The following is a 21,475-nucleotide window of genomic DNA, read 5'->3' as shown; positions in this document are numbered from 1 at the left end:
TATTTTACCAAACAATTAACAATTATTTATAGTAAAATTATTTATCTATTCATTTGGTATTGTGAGTACCTTTTTCTTCTACGGTATTTATCGATTGTTGATTATACGAGATTATTTTTGATTCTTTAAGTGACTGAAATAATAATTGCCAATCATTCACCCACACTGGCAAGACCTGACAATCAGTATTTTTGCTATCATTTAATGTAAAATTACCACAATTATCTATAGGTATGTTCTTAATACCACTAGGTAGTTCTAAATGTAAAGGAGTAGGATTTTTATGATCTAAATACAAATTATATAGAGTTAATGCGCCATTAGTACCTGTTAACTTAGTTCTTCCATTATTGTCACGTCCTATCCAAATCACAGTTACTTCTGTGTCATCAATTCCAACAAACCAACTATCACGAAGATCATTAGTAGTTCCGGTTTTTGCGGCTAACTGAGAACAAGGAAATTTTAAAGATAAAATACAAGACGTTCCTCGTGTTACTACTTGTTGCATTGCATATAACGTTAAATAAGCTGCTTGAGGGAAAATAACACGCTCTGTCTTAGTAAAATGTTGATATAATACCATATCTTCTTCGTTCATAATATAACAAACAGATGATAAGGCAGAATATTGCCCGCCGCTAGCAATAGTTTGAAATTCTTGAGCGACTTCTATAGGTGTCAAACTAATGGATCCTAAAAGGATAGATGGAAAGGAAGAAATAAAATCAGGCGAAATGCCCAATTTTTTTAAAACATCAGAAATAGCGTCTAATCCTATTGTCATGCCTAAATTAACAGTAGGTACATTAAGAGATTTAATAAAAGCATCAATAAGAGTGACCTTACCTCGAAATTTTCGGTCATAATTTTTAGGGGACCAAATTACTCCATTTGGTTGTTGTAAATGAATAGGCTCATCAGCAATCCATGTATTGAGGTGATATTTATCAGGATGACTTAGAGCTGCTAAATACACTGCTGGCTTTGCTAATGAACCTATAGAACGACGAGCATGCATCGCACGATTAAATCCAGAAAAATGGGGATCAGATCCTCCTACCATAGCTCGTATTTTTCCACTAAATCGATCTACTACAACTATGGCTCCTTCTAAATCTTTTACATTATAATAATGTCTTAATTTATGAATACCCAATTCCATTGCCTGTTCTGCTGCTTTTTGGGAAATAGGATCTAACGTAGTAAATATTTTTATTCCAGAAAAATCATGAATTTGATCAATATTTTGTATTTCTTCATTTACCATTTGTGTAAAAGCAGGTTGTAAGATTAATATCTCATCCTTTGGCTGAGTTCCTAAAGGTCGCGCACTAAGAATAGCACATATTTTTTTATCAATAATATTTCTATGTTCTAATAATTTGAGTATTAAATTGCGACGTTCCAGTGTTATGTGTGGATTTTTCCAGGGATTATATAAAGACGCGCCTTTTATCATCCCCACTAACATTGCCTGTTGATCTATACTTAATTCATTGATCGGTCGACCAAAATAATAAAAACTAGCTAAAGGAAATCCATGAATTTGATCATTTCCGTTTTGACCAAAATATATTTCATTCAAATATAATTCAAGAATACGGTCCTTACTATATCGATGATCAAAAATTAAAGCCATATAGGCTTCATTAAATTTACGCCACAACGATCGTGTATTATTTAAAAATAAATTTTTTACCAATTGTTGCGTTAAAGTACTTCCGCCTTGTACAGTACGACCGGAAAAAACATTTGCTAAAAAAGCGCGACCAATAGAAGATATCTGAATACCATCATGCCGATAAAAATAACGATCTTCAACAGCTAACAACATATCTATTAATATATCTGGAAATCCTGATCTTGGTATAAATAATCTTTGTTGCTTATTGGGAGCATATAAAATAGACATGATCTTAGGATCAAATCGAAATAAACCAAAATTATTCTTTGTGTCTTGATTGTAAATGCGAAGTAATTTTTCTTGATTAAAAAAAAAGGATACATGTATCTCTCCTTCTTCTCCACTTGGAAAATTAAAAGACCTACGAAATAATTCAATGTCATTATTATGTACAACAAATTCTCCTGAATGAGTAATTTTAGAGACTTGGCGATACTGTAACGCTTCCAATAAATGAATTATATCATTTTTATGATACGACATATTAGGTTCTACATTAATCATACGGCTATAAATAATAGTAGGTAGTCTCCAAACCTTTCCATCAATACGACTTTGAACCTTCTTATCTAAAAATATTCCATACACTACAATTAAAATGATAATAAACAAAAAAAAGCACATTACAGTGTATAAAAAAAATAAAGCTCGTTGCACAATGACAGAATGATACTTATATGATAATTGATTCATAAAAATTATATTATTGACATACGTTACAATACTCAGGTAGATTGACAATCGGTTATAATTTATTCTCCTTTGATTATACGTGATAATAAGTCACATAATGAATCACACAAATCTACAACAATTTATGTCTATTTTAAATAAACAATTCTATCTTTTTAGATAAAATATTATGATTAGTGTTAAATAATTAATTTAAAACAAATAAATACGTGGGCCACATATATGTTTCCTACAAATAAGTTATATTAACTAATAATTAATTATTGAATAAATAAAAGGAATCACACCATAAGATATTATTAATGTTTTCATGTTTTAAATATTAATCAATATCAATACCGGTATTATCACAATTATAACTTACCAAGGTACAACAATATTCATACTTATGTTTCTATGAATATAGATATCTTTCTTTATACAATAAATACGACTAGGTTTTTATTGAATCAGCTCTAATACAGTATTAAACTGCGTCACTTATTTAAATTTAATATCAATTAAAATGTTTTATAATTTTTAATTATAAATATAATCTAACAACATTCTGATATCTAATAGCATTTTGATTAAAAATATCAAACAATTTCCTAATAATATGTAGCTGTTCTTAATGGAGAAGATTTGTAAGAAATATTTTGTATATACCAAAATATCCATAATATGTAGTAAAAAAAATCCAGTTTATACTAATGTGACTATTGCTATTAGCATTTAGGGTTTTGAGTATTTTTTGATATTTAAGCTACTAAAATAAATATATTTTTTAAAAATTTATAAAACATCGTTAATAACATACTGTTATGTATGTCACCATGTTGGTATTTTATTTTTAAAAAAATTTACGAATTTTTCTTATGCTATAAAAAATAGATACAAATAAAATGAAAATAACTCAATCATACATAAAATTTCTAAAATTGATGTTTGATGATCAAATAATTTCAATATCTGAAATTTTAAATTTTTATAATTATAACTGAATAAGAATATGATACAAACATTTCTATATTGTGTATCTATAACATAGATGTTATTATTATAGGTTATTTCTGATATGAAGAGGAAATTCTTGTAATATTATTATAATACTATTATCATAAATTCCAGAAATAATTATTAATCTAATTTTTCTCTGAATGCAGAAATGTTTAACGTTATATAATAAACTTACCATATCCATAATCATATTTTATTATATATAAATTCTCAAATGTACTTAGCGTTCATACTAGTATTTAGATTGTAACGAAAACTAAAAATCCATCACATGTACAACTTAACAAGATTGGATGCAGTACAACATTGAATATTATACATTTCATTGCATGTATAATAGAAGATTGTTCAATACAATTACCATTTTACCCTATTATTACCCGTGATACTATCTGAAAATTAGTTAATAATATATACATCATGAATCTTAACACCATCTTACTTATCGTTATCAAATATTCAGGTATTATTTTTGTTTGTCATATTTAAATATATAATCAAAATATCGATACTGTATATAAAATACACATCACGATTAAACACAATAAAAATTAACATGTATTTTATACTATATTAGTATAAAGGATCTGAAATATAATTCAATTTTATGATGATATGTACGAAGCCATTTTGCGATGATAACATTATTAATTTAAATTATATAATATATATGCACCAATGAGTATTGGTATACAAAATAAGTCTCTTATACATTTTAATGCGATCACTTAAATCAATGATATTTTATAAAGAATTGGTACAAAAATCTATAAATAATATTTTTTTGAATATTATTTTTTTAATTCTTCATTTCATTATTACTTTCTCTTAGAGAAAAGATCATAGAATGTCATAGAGCCATCATACATTCATTGAATTGCTGAATATTGTTTTTCCGTAGCAAATATTTTGATTTGTTAAAAACAACGACACCAATATGTTTTTTAAAATCATTTTATTCATTATACATACAAACGCACATAAATATTTGATTACAATATTTATAAAATCAACATAAACATGAACATACTTTAAATACATTAAGGAAATGCTACAATGTTAGAACGTTTATCTGATGATGTGGATCCCATAGAAACACAAGATTGGTTAAAATCTATTTCTTCAGTTATTCAAAGAGAAGGTGTTGAGCGAGCTCAATTTTTAATGAATCAAATTATACATGAAGCCTGTAATAATGGCGTTATTATTTCTAATAATAAAATAACAAATGATTATATAAATACTATTCCAGTTAAAGATGAACCAGAATATCCCGGAAATTTAGAAATAGAAGAGCGCATATGTGCTGCTGTGCGTTGGAATGCCATCATGATGGTATTGCATGCATCAAAAAAAAACTTGGATTTAGGAGGTCATATCGCCTCATTCCAATCTTCCGCTACATTATATGAAGTGTGTTTTAACCATTTTTTTCGTGCGCGTAATAAGCACGATGGAGGTGACTTAGTATATTTTCAAGGCCATATTTCACCTGGTATATATGCCCGTGCTTTTCTTGAAGGACGATTGCATGAGGACCAAATAAATCATTTTCGCCAAGAAGTAAAAAATTTAGGACTTCCTTCATATCCTCATCCAAAATTAATGCCAGATTTTTGGCAATTTCCTACAGTTTCTATGGGTCTTGCTTCAATTAGTGCAATTTATCAAGCAAAATTTTTAAAATACTTGAATAATAGAAATCTAAAAGACACCACTTTGCAAACAGTATACACTTTTTTAGGAGACGGAGAGATGGATGAACCTGAATCTAAAGGAGCGCTTAATATTGCTGCTAGAGAAAAATTGGATAATTTAATTTTTATTATTAATTGTAATCTACAACGATTAGATGGTCCAGTAATAGGAAATGGAAAAATTATTAATGACTTAGAAAATATATTTAAAGGGTCAGGGTGGGAAGTAATTAAAGTTATTTGGGGAAGTAAATGGGATGCATTATTACACAAGGATACTAGCGGCAAGCTCATTCAACTTATGAATGAAACGGTTGATGGAGACTATCAAACGTTTAAATCTAAAAATGGTGCTTATGTACGTGAACACTTTTTTGGTAAATATCCAGAAACTAGCACGTTGGTAGACGATATGAGTGACTCTGAAATTTGGGCATTAGATCGCGGTGGACATGATCCTAAAAAAGTATTTGCTGCTTTAGAAAAAGCTAAAAATAGTTCTGGAAAACCTGTTGTAATATTGGCACATACTGTTAAAGGTTATGGTATGGGTTCTAGTGCAGAAGGAATGAACGTTGCGCATCAAATAAAAAAAATTAACATAGAAGGGATACGTTATTTTAGGGATAGATTTAACTTAAATCTCGTCAAAGATGACCAAATTGAATCTTTACCTTATTTAAAATTTAAAGAAGGTTCTCAGGAACACATATACTTACATGAGCGACGTAAAACATTATTTGGATACATTCCAAATAGGTTGCAACATGCAACTAATTCTCTAGAACTACCAACATTAGAACATTTTCATCCTTTGCTAATACAACAAAATAAAGATATTTCTACTACTCTTGCATTTATACGTGTTCTAAACATATTACTAAAATACACCCCAATTAAAAATAGACTAGTACCTATAATTGCTGATGAAGGCCGAACATTTGGGATGGAAGGGCTGTTTCGTCAAATCGGTATTTATAGCTCTATGGGACAACAATACACTCCTCAGGATCATGATTTACTTGCATATTATCGTGAAGATAAACAAGGTCAAATTTTACAAGAAGGTATCAGCGAATTAGGCGCAGCAGCGTCGTGGTTAGCAGCCGCTACCTCATACAGTACTAACGACTTCCCCATGATACCATTTTATGTATATTATTCAATGTTTGGTTTTCAAAGAATCGGAGATTTTTTTTGGGCTGCTGCTGATCAACAAGCTCGAGGATTTTTGATCGGAGGGACATCTGGTCGAACTACTTTAAATGGCGAAGGATTGCAACATGCTGATGGTCACAGTCACATTCAGTCATTAACAATTCCTAATTGCATTTCTTATGATCCAGCATATGCATATGAAATTGCTGTTATTATACAAGATGGCCTCATGCGTATGTACGGAAGTAATCCAGAAAATGTATATTATTACATAACTACATTAAATGAAAAATATCATATGCCAGCCATGCCAATAGGAGTTGAAGAAGGTATTAGAAAAGGAATTTATAAGTTAGAATCTTTATCGGGAAAAAATGGAAAAATTCAATTGATGGGGTCTGGTGCTATTTTACGTCTTGTTCGTGAAGCAGCTAAAATCTTATCTCAAGAATATGACGTAAGTTCTGATGTATATAGTGTTACCTCGTTTACTGAATTAGCAAGGAATGGGCAAGACTGCGAACGCTGGAATATGTTACATCCCATGGATATACCCAAAATACCGTACATTACTACCATATTGAATGATTTTCCCACTATAGCTGCCACTGATTATATGAAATTGTTTGCAGAACAAATTAGATGTTTTATTCCAGGTCATCATTTTTTTGTATTAGGCACAGATGGATTTGGTCGTTCCGATAGTCGAAAAAATTTACGACATCATTTTGAAGTAAATACAGGTTATGTGGTTACTGCCGCATTAGCCCAATTAGTAAAAAAAGGCCATATTCGCGCTGATGTTGTTCTAAACGCTATCAAAATATTTGATATTGACCCTGACAAAATTAATCCACGCCTAATATAAGAGGTAACACGATGACAATTGAAATTAATATACCAAATATTGGAGAGGATGAATTAGAAGTTACAGAAGTAATGGTAAAAATAGGAGATAATATTAATGCTAATCAGCCACTTATTGTAATTGAAGGTGATAAATCATCTATGGAAATACCATCTTCCTGCTCTGGTATTGTTACTAAAATTTATGCCCATGTTGGAGATAAAGTGCGTACAGGATCTTCGATTTTACTACTTGATGTGCAAAATAATACTAATACTTTTACTATTAATGATAAAAAAAATGTTGTTCCTTCTCCTGATGTTGTAACAAACAATGACAAAAGAAAAGAAGTGATATGCAATGATGTACATCATGATGTTGCGATACATGCTACACCATTAGTGCGTCATATGGCTCGTACATTCGGAATAGATTTGTCAAAAGTAAAAGGTAGCGGTCGTAAGGGACGTATCTTAAAAGAAGATATTCAAAATCATATAAACGATATCTCAATGTATTATACAAACCGTATGTCATCTATTCAATCTAATCAATTACTACCCATATTATCTTGGCCGAAAATAGACTTCAGTAAATTTGGCGATATTACAACCGTAATGCTAAGCAAAATACAAAAAACTTCTGGTGCAAATTTACAAAGAAATTGGATTATGCTTCCGCATGTAACGCAATTTGATGAAGCTGATATTACCGATTTAGAGAGTTTTAGAAAACAACAAAACATTGACATTGAAAAGAAAAAAATAAATTGCAAAATTACGCTTTTAGTTTTTGTTATGAAAGCAGTTGCAAAAGCATTAGAAGAGTTGCCACGATTCAATAGTTCTTTATCTCAAGACGGTGAAACACTAATTTTAAAAAAATATATTAATATTGGCATAGCAGTGGACACTCCTAAAGGTTTATTGGTGCCCGTTCTCCATGATGTAAATATGAAAGGTATTATTTTATTATCACAAGAGTTGGAAGAGCTTTCAAAGAAAGCTCGTACTGGGAATCAATTGACTCCTACTAATATGCAAGGAGGAAGTTTTACTATATCCAATTTGGGGGGTATAGGAGGTACAGCTTTTACTCCAATTGTTAATGTTCCAGAAGTAGCTATTTTAGGCATGTCTAAATCTTTTATAAAACCAGTGTGGACCGGAAAAAAATTTACTCCGCGTTTAATGCTGCCTTTGTCATTATCATATGATCATCGTGTTATTGATGGAGCTGATGGTGCTCGATTTATGACACTTATTAATAAAATAATTGCTGATACAAGACTATTATCTATGTAAATTGACTAATCATATAAAAATAGATTTAAAGATTTCACTTTTTTAAAAAGTGTCTTTCCGTGCCTTTATGGTTAAAGATAATCTCGTTTAAATTGAGGTATGATATGATAATATCCATACCATAATAAATTCTATACTATAAAAATACATATTTCTATCAAATTAGATACAATAATCAATAGTTTTAATCGAAAACTGAGGGCACCGTATTATGCATATAAAAATAAAAACCCAAATTCTTGTTTTAGGCGCAGGACCAGGAGGTTATTCTGCGGCTTTTCGTTGCGCTGATTTAGGTATGGATACTACAATAGTAGAACGTTATCCTGATTTAGGTGGAGTGTGTCTTAACGTTGGTTGTATTCCTTCTAAAACATTGTTATATATTGCCAAATTAATTGAAACAAAAAAGAAATTCAATAAATATGGTATCTTGTCAGGAGAAACACATATTGATCTTGATAAGACGCGCTCTTGGAAAGATAAAATTATTGATCAATTGTCAAATAGTTTAAGTGCTATGGCAAAAACGCGGAACGTTAAAGTAATTGATGGAGTTGGTAAATTTATTGATAGTCATACTATTCAAGTTGAAAACAATGAAATGACCTTAGAAATAGCATTCAATTACGCTATTATAGCAGCAGGATCACATACTGTGTCGTTACCATGTATTCCTAATGATCAGCGAATTTGGAATTCAACTGATGCTCTATCTTTACAATCAATACCCGAACGTTTACTAATTATAGGTTCAGGAGCTATAGGGTTAGAAATGGCAACAATATATCATGCTTTTGGATCAGAAATAGATATAGTAGAAATGTGTAATCGAATTATGCCAATCTTAGATGAAGATATTACTAATATTTTTACTAAAATAATTAGTAAAAATATTAATTTAATTTTAAACACTAAAGTTAACATAGTAGAAGCAAAGAAAGATGGTATTTATGTAACTATGGAAAATAAACAAACTTTATTAAAAAATACTCAACGTTATGATGCATTATTAGTAGCAATTGGGCGCGCTCCAAATGGTAACATGTTGAATATCGAACGTGCGGGCGTAAATGTAAATAAATATGGTTTCATTCCTGTAGATAAACAGATGCGTACTAATGTGCAACACATTTTTGCTATTGGAGATATTATTGGATATCCAATGCTAGCGCATAAAAGTATTCATGAAGGCCATGTAGCTGCAGAAGTTATTTCTGGTAAAAGGCGTTGTTTTGATCCAATAATCATTCCATCCATTATATATACTGACCCAGAAATAGCGTGGGTTGGATATACTGAAAAAGATGCTCAAGAAAAAAATATAGATTATGAAGTTGCACTTTTCCCATGGATGGCTTCAGGTCGAGCGATTACTGAAGATTGTAAAGAAGGTATGACCAAATTAATTTTTAATAAAAAAACGAACAGAATTATTGGGGGATCAATATTAGGCACGAATGCTAGTGAAATATTAGGAGAAATCGCATTAGCCATTGAAATGGGATGCGATGTAGAAGATATTACTCTAACTATTCATGCTCATCCAACTTTATATGAATCAATAGCATTAGCAGCATCTATTCATAATGGATCAATTACTGATTTGCCTAATATAAAAAAATAAATATAATAAATTTCACATAACTCTTTAAAATTTTAAATAAATAAATTATTTTACAAAGAATACTTTATTATTGTATAGTTTATCGCAACTTATAAGATATATAATGAAGTCAATTTCTATTAAAAACATACAATTAATAAATAAATATATTACTTATAACTATATATGTATACGCTCGGAATACAAGTATTTATCTACAAAACATATACATGATCATAAAATTTTTTACTATTATTAATACAAACACAATTAACAAACAAGAAAAGTATTCATAATTTAAAGAATATCGTCAAGTGTTGATATATAAAGTTAAAATAATATTTTTATGATCTAATTAAACATAATGAAAATATATATGGGATTTAAATTAATAAAACTCTATTTTTTGATGAACAATAAACAGTATTAAGATACTGACAGAAAAAGTAACGTATACGATTTTAAATATTTACGATGAAATATACATATCTAATCAATATATTTTAAACATATTCTACATCCCAAATGAATACAAATAGATAATATCTATTTGTATTCATTTGGGATGTAGAAAGTACATGGTCTTATAATTATATAAATACAATATTTTATCTGTAGTTCTGCAGAGAAAATATTGTAGGTGCTGTATGAACTAATCGATAATTCTTATCTTCATATTTCTTATTCTTTTATTACAACTCAAAAAAGACATTGATGACATTTTTTGCTCTTGCTTAATAAGATCTTTTTAACAGAAAAACTTATATAAAATTACTAAATTTATATAAATTAAATAATGATACTTTGACTACCACGCGTCATATGATGATACTGTATTCAGGGTATAATTAAAATAGATTTTTATAAATGTTTAAAATTAAATTTTTCTTTATTAGCACTTAAAATAGAAAAATTATCAAATTAAAAATATAACAAACATTTAAATTACCGAATATAATCAGAATAACTTTCAAATTCGATAGTAATATTATGTAATTAATACAATTAAATAAATTTTAATTTTTTAATTAATAATATTAAAAAAAATATATGAAGATAAACACCTTTTTTTAACTAATTACTAATGCCCAATATATTTCACTGCAACTATTGATAGACTATCATATCAACAGATATTTGCATTCATCAAGAAATAATGAAAACACCACACTTATTAGGATAATAAACATTAATTAATTTTGAAAAATCATAAATTATCTATATACCAAATGATATCGATAAGTATACATTTTTATTATTATTATTAATAAATTCATGTATCATAATATTTACAATATTTATATACTTGAATATATGACAACTAAATATCAAATATTTTTTTGTAATCATAAAATTTTTGTTAAATATATTCTAATTAAAAAATAAAACATTTTAATACGTTTTCTAAATACAACACTTGTGTATATACAAAAGTACACTTGTTATATACAATATAGCAAATTAAGTATACTACACGTGATATCAAAAAAATTTTATTATATGTATTAACTATAAAATTTTCATTAATTATTCTAAACAATAACAACAAAATTTTTCTAAAGCTACGTAATTTTTACAAATTACAGTACAAAAACAATAATAAAAATGTGTTATACAATTAAATTGTTAACAATTACATCAATATATCTACCACATTAAACGAACAATACACATATATCAATGCTTCAATACCATTAAATCTTTATTTAAATATATATCGTCTAATTTATTTTTAAAACAAAAACAACACATACAGCAATCTATGTATAGTTAATACATATTTTCAATTTTTATTATTCCTTCCAAAAATCTAAACCATTTTTAGGTACAGTTTTAACGATATCTGTTATAATTCTCCCATTAGGAAAAATTAAGTTATTATCTAATTCCATCAATGGGTAAAGCACGAACTCTCGATTAAGTATACCATGATGCGGTACTGTCAATTCAGGACTATATATAAAATATTTTCCAAATAGTAAAATATCTAAATCTAACGTACGTGGCTGCCATATAAGAGAATCACGTGATCGTCGTATACGTCCTTGTTTTCGTTCGATATATTGCATATGGCTTAATAATGCTTTTGGAGATAAATTAGTATCTAAAATTATTATTGCATTTAGAAAATCAGGCTGATTTTTATCTCCTAATGGCAGACTACGATAATAGGAAGAAAAATCTATAAGTCTAGTCATTGGAAGCTTAGAAAGAGACCAGATAGCACGATCCGCTTGTTGTTTTGGATTTAACATATTACTACCAATGCTCACCCAAACTCGTTCCATTTTATTATATATCCCAATCAATTATTAAATTACCGACCCTTTCGTTTTCATGAAAAAATCTTAAATAATGTTAAAATTTAAAACATTACATAAACATTTAGATAAATAGTATCTATAATACAAAATAGATCAGAAAAAAAATAGAAACTAAATCAATGGCCATAATAAAAATACATCTACAGTATTTAAAAACGATTTGATAGGATTATATCCTATAACACGCATATAAATTTAGTTTTATTAACAATCTATCCGGTCATTTGTTTTTCTTTAATTTCTTCTAAAGTTTTACAATCAATACATAAATCAGCTGTTGGACGAGCCTCTAATCTTCGGATGCCGATTTCTACATCACATGAAGCACAAAATCCAAATTCATTTGTATCTATTTTTTTTAAGGTTTTTTCAATTTTTTCAACAAGTTTGTATTCTCTATCCCGATTACGTAATTTAATATTGAATTCTTCTTCTTGCACCGCTCTATCTACTGGATCTGGAAAATTGATAGATGCCTGATCTTGCGCACATAACGCAGAATATTCTAAATCTTTTTTGAGTTGATTTTTCCATGTTTTAAGGATACGTTTAAAATGTAAAAGTTGATTAGAACTCATATACTCTTCATTAGGTTGTCGTTGATATGGTGTAACTCCAGCAATTATTAATACATTCAAAGAAGAACGTCTACGACTGCTCGGTGATTTTGTTGACATATATTTGCTCCTGTTTATATATATTAAAAGCAATTCATATCAATATTTTCTTTAAATTTCATTATTTTTATATAATTCCTCTAATATCGTTAAACACACGATGAATTATAATTATTATTGAAAAAAAATAATAATTATATTATATCTAAATGCGATATATATGTAAGCTCACAAATTAACCCGAATTGGTTATATAATTATTTATGTGTAATAATTATTGATATATATGTTATTTACAGGTTTATAAACAACTTTTACATTATTAAAATAATTCAAATAAAGAATTATCATTAATTATAGAAAATTTTTTAATTGCGTAATAAAATCATCAATAAATTTTATTGAGGCTTAAAATATTGAAAAAATAAACAGCGTTATTTAGATATTTAAAAATAAAACTATTTTATTACTATATAAAATAAGGTGTCGTTGTATAATTTTGCTAAATATCGTTCTAAATATTTTTAACATTGATTTAATTTCATAATTTTTAGAGAAAACATTTCATAAAAACATTTTTTTATTTAATAACACACATCAAATTATGTCTTATATCGTTGCGCTTACCGGTGGTATTTGTTCTGGAAAAAGTGTTGTTGCTAAAAAATTTTCTAATTTATCCAAGAAAGTATCTGTAATAGATGCTGATGTGATTTCTAAAAACATCACACAACCTGGTAGCATTGCTTTACGTATGATAACCAAACATTTTGGACCCCACATTTTATTTTCTAATGGATCATTAAATAGATCCATGTTAAAAAAAATTATTTTTTTCAATCCTAAAGACAAAGAGTGGCTTGAACAATTGTTACATCCACTTATTAGGCAAGAAACGCAGAAAACAATAAATATATTATCCAGTCAATCATCTTATATTTTATGGGTTGTTCCATTGCTAATAGAAAATAATTTACAAAAATATGCAGATCACATACTAATGATAGATGTACACGTTGATATTCAGTTAAATAGAATTATCAGTAGAGATAAAATACACAAACAATATGCTGAAAATATTTTATTATCGCAAGTATCCCGCCAGCATAGATTAGACTATGCTGATAACGTTATTGAAAATAACAAAAGTATTGATGAAATGACACAATATATTTATGATCTCCATCGAGATTATCTTAAGGCAGAAAAATAATTACTAAAAAACACTATTTTTAGTAAATAAAATAACACTAAAGATTATTACTATATTTATATTGTAGCAAACAACATACAAAATTGTTTGTCATAAATAACACAACAACGTTCACATATATTATGGTTATAAACATCATAATCATGCATATACATACATTTATATTTTACAAAAATTTATTACTTATAGATTCGAGTTAAATATGATGATTTAAAAAACAATATCAACTTATAATTCGCTACAAACTGACTAAAATAATGTTAAATCAAAACATTTTGTATATATTAATGATGTTGATTTACAATTTTACCATGACATTCTTTAAATTTCTTATTAGATCCACAAGGACAAGTATCATTACGACTCACTATTTTATTCTTCGTTAATGTATGTTGACTTAAAAAATTATCTATTGATAACAATTTAGTATTCATTACTTGCGTATTTATGGATTGAAAATCATTATATTTATTAGTTGAATTTAAAATAAATTCTTTTTTATTGAATAATTCTATTACTAATTTACTCACTTCGCTTATTACTTCATATTTTAAATGATCTAACATTTTAGTAAACATAGAGAATGATTCTCTTTTGTATTCCTGCTTCGGATCTTTTTGTGCATATCCCCTCAAATGAATTCCTTGACGCAAGTAATCCATTGCAGCTAAGTGCTCTTTCCACAGTACATCAAACGTTCTCAACATAATTTCTTTTTCAAAAGAACGCATAATATCTATTCCAATTATTTTTCTAGTATGTTCATATTTCTGTGTCATATTTTCCAATATACGTTGACGTAATATTTCTTTTTCCTCATATAATCTGGGCTCTACTTCTATCCATTTTAGAAGAGGTAACTCTAAACAAAAATCTTTCTTCAAACATTCTTCTAATTTTATTACATCCCTTTTACTCTCTATAATTTCTAGAGGAACGTAAATATTAAATAATTTTTCAACAACATCACAACGAATATTTTTAATAACGTCACTGATATCTGATATATTTAATAATTTATCACGTTGTTCATAAATAACACGACGCTGATCATTAGCTACATCATCATATTCTAATAATTGTTTTCTGATATCAAAATTACGATTTTCTACTTTTTTTTGAGCATGAGCAATAGCTTTAGTAATCCATGGATGTTCAATGGATTCTCCTGATTTCATTCCTAATTTTTTCATCATGTTCACTAATCTGTTAGAAGCAAAAATACGTATTAATGAATCTTCCATTGATAAATAAAATCTAGACGAACCTATATCTCCTTGTCGTCCAGATCGTCCACGCAATTGATTATCGATACGGCGAGATTCATGCCGTTCAGTACCAATGACATGTAACCCTCCAGATTTTAATACTGCATGATGACGTTTTTTCCAATCAGATTTAATTTTTAAAATTTTACATGTATTTGCTTTATGCAACGCAGTAATTTCTGCTCGCCAATTTCCTCCTAATATAATATCAGTGCCACGCCCAGCCATATTCGTAGCAATAGTTACCGCACCCGGATATCCTGCTTGTGCTATAATATCTGCTTCTGCAGCATGAAATTTCGCATTCAAAACTTTATGTATAATTCCGATCTGACTTAAAGCATGAGAAATAATCTCAGATTTGTCGATTGATATAGTTCCCACTAATACTGGCTGCTTTCTCTTAACACAATCTTTGACATCATTAATGATAGCTTCAATTTTTTCATGTTCTGTCATATAAATTATATCTGGAAAATCATTACGAATCATAGGCCGATTAGTCGGTATAACAATAGTATCTAATTTATAGATAGATTGAAATTCAAATGCTTCAGTATTAGCGGTACCGGTCATACCAGATAATTTTTCATATAAACGAAAATAATTTTGAAATGTAATTGAAGCTAATGTTTGATTTTCATTTTGAATAGTTACATGTTCCTTAGCTTCTATTGCTTGGTGTAATCCATCTGACCATCGACGACCAGGCATAACTCGTCCTGTGTGTTCATCAATAATAAGTACTTCACCATTTTTAACAAGATAATCCACTTCACACGCAAATAAAATGTGAGCACGAAATGCTGCATTAACATGATGCATCAATATAATATTATCTGATGAATACAACGATTCCCCTTGGTTCATGATTCCAGATTTAATTAATAATTGTTCTATTAATACTAATCCATTCTCAGTAAGAATAACTTGTCTGGATTTTTCATCAACTGCGAAATATTCTTCTTTTTGCAAATTATCTATATTTTTTTTATTTTTTTGAATTATGCTAAAAACTAATTCGTTGATTTTTAAATACAATAAAGAAGTATCATCTGATGGTCCAGAAATAACTAACGGGGTACGAGCTTCGTCAATCAAAATAGAATCTACCTCATCTATTAACGCATAATGTAATCCTCGTTGTACCCGTTCTTCTGGGACAAAAACCATATTATCACGTAAATAATCGAAACCATATTCATTGTTTGTACCGTAGGTAATATCTGCTGTATACGCTGCACGTTTCATAGATGCTGATAGTCCCGGTAAATTAATTCCAACAGTCAATCCTAAAAATTCAAATAACGGTTTATTATTTATTGCATCTCTATGTGCTAAATAATTATTAACTGTAACGATATGTACACCTTGACCACTTAATGCATTCAAATAAGCAGGTAAAGTAGCAGTTAAAGTTTTTCCTTCTCCGGTTTTCATTTCTGCAATACATCGATTGTTAAGAACTATTCCTCCTAATAATTGGACATCAAAAAGACGTATATTAAATATTCTCTTAATAGCTTCTCGTACTACAGCAAATGCTTGTGGTAATAAATTCTCGAGGTTTACACCTGATTCAATAGATGCGCGAAATTCATTCGTTTTAGAAGCAAGTTGACTATCATTTAACTTTTGTATATCTTTTTCTATATAATTTATCATATCCACCACTTTCTTCATACGAAGTAACACGCGATCATTTCTATTTTTAAAAATTTTAGTAAATAATTTAAATGGTGTTAACATGACAACTTATATCTCATTACAATGGCAGCACGTTATTTGAATAACATGTAACAATTACATATTTTCCGTGCATAATCCTTGCGACTACAAAGAAAATTTTAATAAAAATTGTAAAATACTACTAATTTACAATTTATCAAAATAGATGTTAATAAATTGTAATAAAATGCATGATAAATATTTAAGTGCATATTTATGTAAAATCCATGTGCATATCTTTCCTTAAACATATCATAAACATGATATTATCATTAATTGTTGATTAGAATAGCTCCAACATTCTAAGAGTAAAATATATTATACAAATTTAAAAAATTTTAAAACAATTACTAATTAATTATCACAATTGTTATTGTATCGTACAGATATATAAAATATATGATGGGCATCAAGAAAATATCTTAATCTGACGATACCAAAAATTGGTATGAATACAAATAAAGGAAATTACAATATCAAAGATATTAGTTTTCTGATTTTTATAATAAGTGTTATATGCATGTATCACTTATTGTAATCGTAACAACATATGATGTATTAAATGATTAATAAACTCAATAAAATTGAAAACACATTATAATCTAAATTCTTTACTACAGTATTCATTGTATATATATCTAAGTAATCTTCAATATTTTTAATCTAAAAAACTATAGATAAAATATGTGAATAAACATACAGTTGCGTATATTTATTTACAAGGAACATCGATCGAAATACATGATTTGTATAAACAAATCTAGGTAAATTTGTATACTAAAATTTAGAATAATTATTATTATATTCTATATTCAAAAATGCAATTAAATCTTAAAATACTAAAGGTAAATCAGATGCGTTAGAAAAAGTAGCAAGTTCCCATGCTTCTTGGCATGACAAAACAGTTTTTAATAATTTATTATTTAGAGTATGTCCCGATTTAAAAGCAATAAAAGAACCAATAAGATTATGTCCACACATAAATAAATCCCCAATAGCATCAAGCATTTTATGACGAACAAATTCATCATCAAAACGTAAACCATCTTCATTAAGTACACGATAATCATCAATTATTATAGCAGAATTAAAACTTCCTCCTAAAGCAAATCCACGAGATTGTAAATCTTTAATATCACGCATAAAACCAAAAGTACGTGCTCGACTAATATTATGAACAAAAGATGCTGAAGAAAAATTAAAAAAACAATGCTGTGTATCCACATTGATAGCTGGATGATTGAAATCAATAGTAAAATCAAGCGTAAAACCATTAAACGGCCTTAATTCAGCCCATTTTTCTCCATCTTCAACACGTACTGTTTGTTTTAATCGAAGAAATTTTTTTGCACTATTAAGTTCTTCTATACCAGCATCTAATAATAAACACACAAAAGGACTAGCGCTACCATCCATTATTGGAACTTCAGGAGCATTGAGTTCTATAATAATATTATCAATACCCAATCCTGCTTGAGCAGCACTTAAATGTTCAACAGTAAAAATCTGAACACCATATTCATTAATCAAACATGTACATAATACAGTGTTTCCTACCGATTTAACATTAACTTGAAGATCTACAGGAGGATGTAAGTCAGTACGACGATAAATAATTCCAGTATTTGCTGAAGTAGGACGTAAAGTTAACGTAACTTTTTTACCGGTGTGTAAACCTACGCCAGTAGTTTGCACAACGCGTTTCAATGTTCGTTGCTTTATCATTATATCATCTCATGCAATTATTGTATTCTTTACTTTATTAGTAAATCACTATATATATTGCATTTTTTATAAAAATTACTCATTTACACTATTATTTCTAGTTAGTCTGCTTGTTTTCTTAGAAAAGCAGGAATATCTAAATAATCTACATCTTTATCAAGAGTTGTACTTTGATGATCTACTGTATTAGATGATGTATGTCTTGATTCTTTAAAAAATGTAGATGCTCTTTGGGGAGCATGATTATGATAATGATTATCTCGTACTACCTTTTTTTCTTCTTTAGTATTAGATAAGATAACATCTGAACGTTTATCGATACCAATTCCTGTTGCTACTACAGTAACACGTAGTTCATTGTTTATGTCTGGATCTAAAGCAGTCCCGATTACTACTGTAGCGTTGTCAGAAGCAAAAGAACGTATAGTATTGCCTACAGTTTCAAATTCATCTAATCGTAAATCTAAACCAGAAGTGATATTTACTAAAACACCGCGAGCTCCAGATAAATCAATGTCTTCTAATAAAGGGCTCGCGATAGCTAGCTCTGATGCTTCCTCTGCTCTATCATCACCACATCCTATTCCAGCTCCCATCATAGCATATCCCATTTCTGACATTACTGTGCGTACGTCCGCAAAATCTACATTCATTAAACCCGGTCGAGTAATTAATTCCGCAATACCTTGAACGGCGCCTTTTAACACGTCATTAGCAGCGCTAAAAGCATCTAATAATGATACGCCACGCCCTAAAACTTTTAATAACTTATCATTTGGAATTGTTATTAATGAATCTACATATTTAGACAATTCAGAAATTCCTTGTTCAGCAAATGTCATACGTTTTTTCCCTTCAAAATTAAAAGGTTTAGTAACTACAGCTACAGTCAAAATACCTAAATCCTTGGCCACCTCTGCTATTATCGGGGCAGCACCTGTTCCAGTGCCTCCGCCCATACCTGCAGCAATAAATACCATATCTGCGCCTTCTATAGTAGCCCTCAATACATCACGATCTTCTTCTGCAGAATTACGGCCAATTTCTGGATTAGCACCCGCTCCTAATCCTTTAGTAATAGAACTACCAATTTGAATAGTTTGACCTACTGTCATTTTTCTTAAAGCTTGGGCATCAGTATTAACAGCAAAAAAATCTACACCTTCGATACGCTCACGTAACATATGTTCCACTGCATTACTACCGCCTCCGCCAATACCAACAACTTTAATTACTGCATCACTAGTTAATTCCATTGGTTCAAACATAGTTTTCTCCATACTACTTCAGTTATTTTGAAAAATTAATTTTAACGGATTCAGCATATTTTGTACTCATAACAATTAAAATTCTTTTTTTAACCAATTGTTTACTTTTCTTATCCAACTTTTAATTGTTATGCCTCTTTCTATATCTACCTCATTATTCAAATGAGATTCTTTCCCATAATGTAATAATCCAATAACAGTAGAATAATGAGGCCTTTTTATATCATCTGTTATCCCGTTTGTATTTATAGAAGATGCGATACGAACTTGTGTATGAAACACTTTTTGCGCACAAGCTGATAATCCATCTATAAGAGATGCACCTCCTGTTAACACAATCCCTGCTGCAAGATGATGTTTAATATTAAGTTGACGAAGTTGTGATTGTAACTGTAATATTTCTTTATTAACCAACATCATTAATTCAATATATCGAGGCTCAATTATTTCTGCCAACATATGACGTTGCAAAATACGAGGTGGTCTGCCTCCAACGCTTGGAACTTCAATATTTTCTCCTTTACTAATTAATGATTCTAAAGCACAACCATAACGAACTTTAATTATTTCTGCATCCGATAATGGTGTTCCAAAAGCATAGGCAATATCACTAGTGACTACATTTCCAGCATATGGAATAACTTTGGTGTGACGTAAAGCTCCAGCAGTATATATTGCTATATCCATTGTACCACCACCAAGATCTACCACACAGACACCCAATTCACGTTCATCTTCTGTTAACACAGCATGGCTTGAAGCTAATCCAGAAAATATCAATTGATCTACTTGTAATCCACATCGCTCCACTGCCTTGACGATATTTTTAGCCATATCATTATGGCAAGTAATTAAATGGACTTTGGCTTGCATTCTAACTCCAGATAACCCAACTGGATTTTTAATACCCTCTTGATAATCAATAGCATAATCCTGTGGAATCACATGTAATATTCGATGTTCATCACGTACTCTAACTGATTTAGCTATGTGTACTACATTATCCACATCTGATTGTGTCACTTCTTCTTCTGAAATAGGTACCATGCCTATTTCATTTTTACAACTAATATGTTTTCCAGATAAAGAAAGGTAAACAGATGAAATTTGACAACCTGCCATGAGCTCTGCTTGATTAATAGAGTATTGTACACATTTTATTACTGATTCTAAATTGTTTACTCCTCCCTTGTCCATACCTCGTGACGGGCAATATCCCAACCCAATAACATTTACTATTCCATCAGGCAAAATTTCACCTACCATCGTAGCAACTTTAGATGTTCCAATTTCTAATCCTACTAATAATTTTTTATCTGAAGCTTTGATCATATTTGTGAT

Annotated in this window: 11 protein-coding genes; 4 read left to right on the top strand and 7 right to left on the bottom strand. The window is 29.1% G+C overall.

The genetic code is table 11. The features are described 5' to 3' along the window. Window positions 1–49 precede the first annotated feature (49 nt). Window positions 50–2,380 (bottom strand): bifunctional glycosyl transferase/transpeptidase, encoded by a 2,331-nt coding sequence (mrcB, locus tag M9394_RS02380; protein ID WP_250249876.1) that lies wholly within the window; start codon window positions 2,378–2,380, stop codon window positions 50–52. A gap of 2,055 nt (window positions 2,381–4,435) precedes the next feature. On the opposite strand from mrcB, the gene aceE reads away from it, so the two are divergent. The 3 genes from aceE (at window position 4,436) to lpdA (ending at window position 10,012) form a co-directional block, all read left to right on the top strand. Beyond that, a complete protein-coding gene (gene aceE, locus M9394_RS02375) occupies window positions 4,436–7,102 on the top strand; it encodes a pyruvate dehydrogenase (acetyl-transferring), homodimeric type (RefSeq protein ID WP_250246959.1) in 2,667 nt (888 codons plus the stop codon). Between the two features lie 11 nt (window positions 7,103–7,113). Beyond that, on the top strand, window positions 7,114–8,385 hold the full coding sequence (gene aceF / locus M9394_RS02370; protein ID WP_250246960.1) for a dihydrolipoyllysine-residue acetyltransferase: 1,272 nt from the start codon (window positions 7,114–7,116) through the stop codon (window positions 8,383–8,385). 208 nt (window positions 8,386–8,593) lie between these two features. Then, complete coding sequence (gene lpdA, locus M9394_RS02365; RefSeq protein ID WP_250247578.1) at window positions 8,594–10,012, top strand: dihydrolipoyl dehydrogenase; 1,419 nt, start codon at window positions 8,594–8,596, stop codon at window positions 10,010–10,012. A 1,772-nt stretch (window positions 10,013–11,784) separates the two neighbouring features. Here the strand turns inward: lpdA and folK are convergent. Together folK and dksA are read right to left on the bottom strand one after the other, a co-directional pair. Beyond that, window positions 11,785–12,279: a 2-amino-4-hydroxy-6-hydroxymethyldihydropteridine diphosphokinase gene (folK, locus tag M9394_RS02360; RefSeq protein ID WP_250246961.1), complete on the bottom strand. Its 495-nt coding sequence runs from the start codon at window positions 12,277–12,279 to the stop codon at window positions 11,785–11,787. A 248-nt stretch (window positions 12,280–12,527) separates the two neighbouring features. Beyond that, on the bottom strand, window positions 12,528–12,992 hold the full coding sequence (gene dksA, locus M9394_RS02355) for an RNA polymerase-binding protein DksA (protein ID WP_250246962.1): 465 nt from the start codon (window positions 12,990–12,992) through the stop codon (window positions 12,528–12,530). Between the two features lie 544 nt (window positions 12,993–13,536). Between dksA and coaE the strand changes: the two genes are divergently transcribed. Further along, entirely contained in the window at window positions 13,537–14,145 is a 609-nt protein-coding gene (gene coaE, locus M9394_RS02350) for a dephospho-CoA kinase (protein ID WP_250249874.1), read from the top strand. A 284-nt stretch (window positions 14,146–14,429) separates the two neighbouring features. Here the strand turns inward: coaE and secA are convergent, their stop codons facing one another. From secA to ftsA, 4 genes are all read right to left on the bottom strand, one after another. After that, the gene (secA, locus tag M9394_RS02345) at window positions 14,430–17,162 is read right to left on the bottom strand and encodes a preprotein translocase subunit SecA (protein WP_250249872.1); all 2,733 of its coding nucleotides are present in this window, start codon (window positions 17,160–17,162) and stop codon (window positions 14,430–14,432) included. An 810-nt stretch (window positions 17,163–17,972) separates the two neighbouring features. Next, window positions 17,973–18,866 carry a UDP-3-O-acyl-N-acetylglucosamine deacetylase gene (lpxC, locus tag M9394_RS02340; protein WP_250241997.1) on the bottom strand — a complete coding sequence of 298 codons (894 nt, stop codon included), beginning with the start codon at window positions 18,864–18,866 and terminating at the stop codon, window positions 17,973–17,975. A 101-nt stretch (window positions 18,867–18,967) separates the two neighbouring features. Continuing rightward, on the bottom strand, window positions 18,968–20,134 hold the full coding sequence (ftsZ, locus tag M9394_RS02335; protein WP_250246966.1) for a cell division protein FtsZ: 1,167 nt from the start codon (window positions 20,132–20,134) through the stop codon (window positions 18,968–18,970). A 75-nt stretch (window positions 20,135–20,209) separates the two neighbouring features. Then, the gene (gene ftsA, locus M9394_RS02330) at window positions 20,210–21,466 is read right to left on the bottom strand and encodes a cell division protein FtsA (protein WP_250249871.1); all 1,257 of its coding nucleotides are present in this window, start codon (window positions 21,464–21,466) and stop codon (window positions 20,210–20,212) included. Between the last annotated feature and the right edge of the window lie 9 nt (window positions 21,467–21,475).

The sequence above is a fragment of the Candidatus Blochmanniella camponoti genome (genome assembly GCF_023585825.1).
GTDB classification, from domain to species: domain Bacteria; phylum Pseudomonadota; class Gammaproteobacteria; order Enterobacterales; family Enterobacteriaceae; genus Blochmanniella; species Blochmanniella camponoti.
Note: the sequence above shows the minus strand (reverse complement) of the source record. Positions and strands in the feature narration are given on the sequence as shown.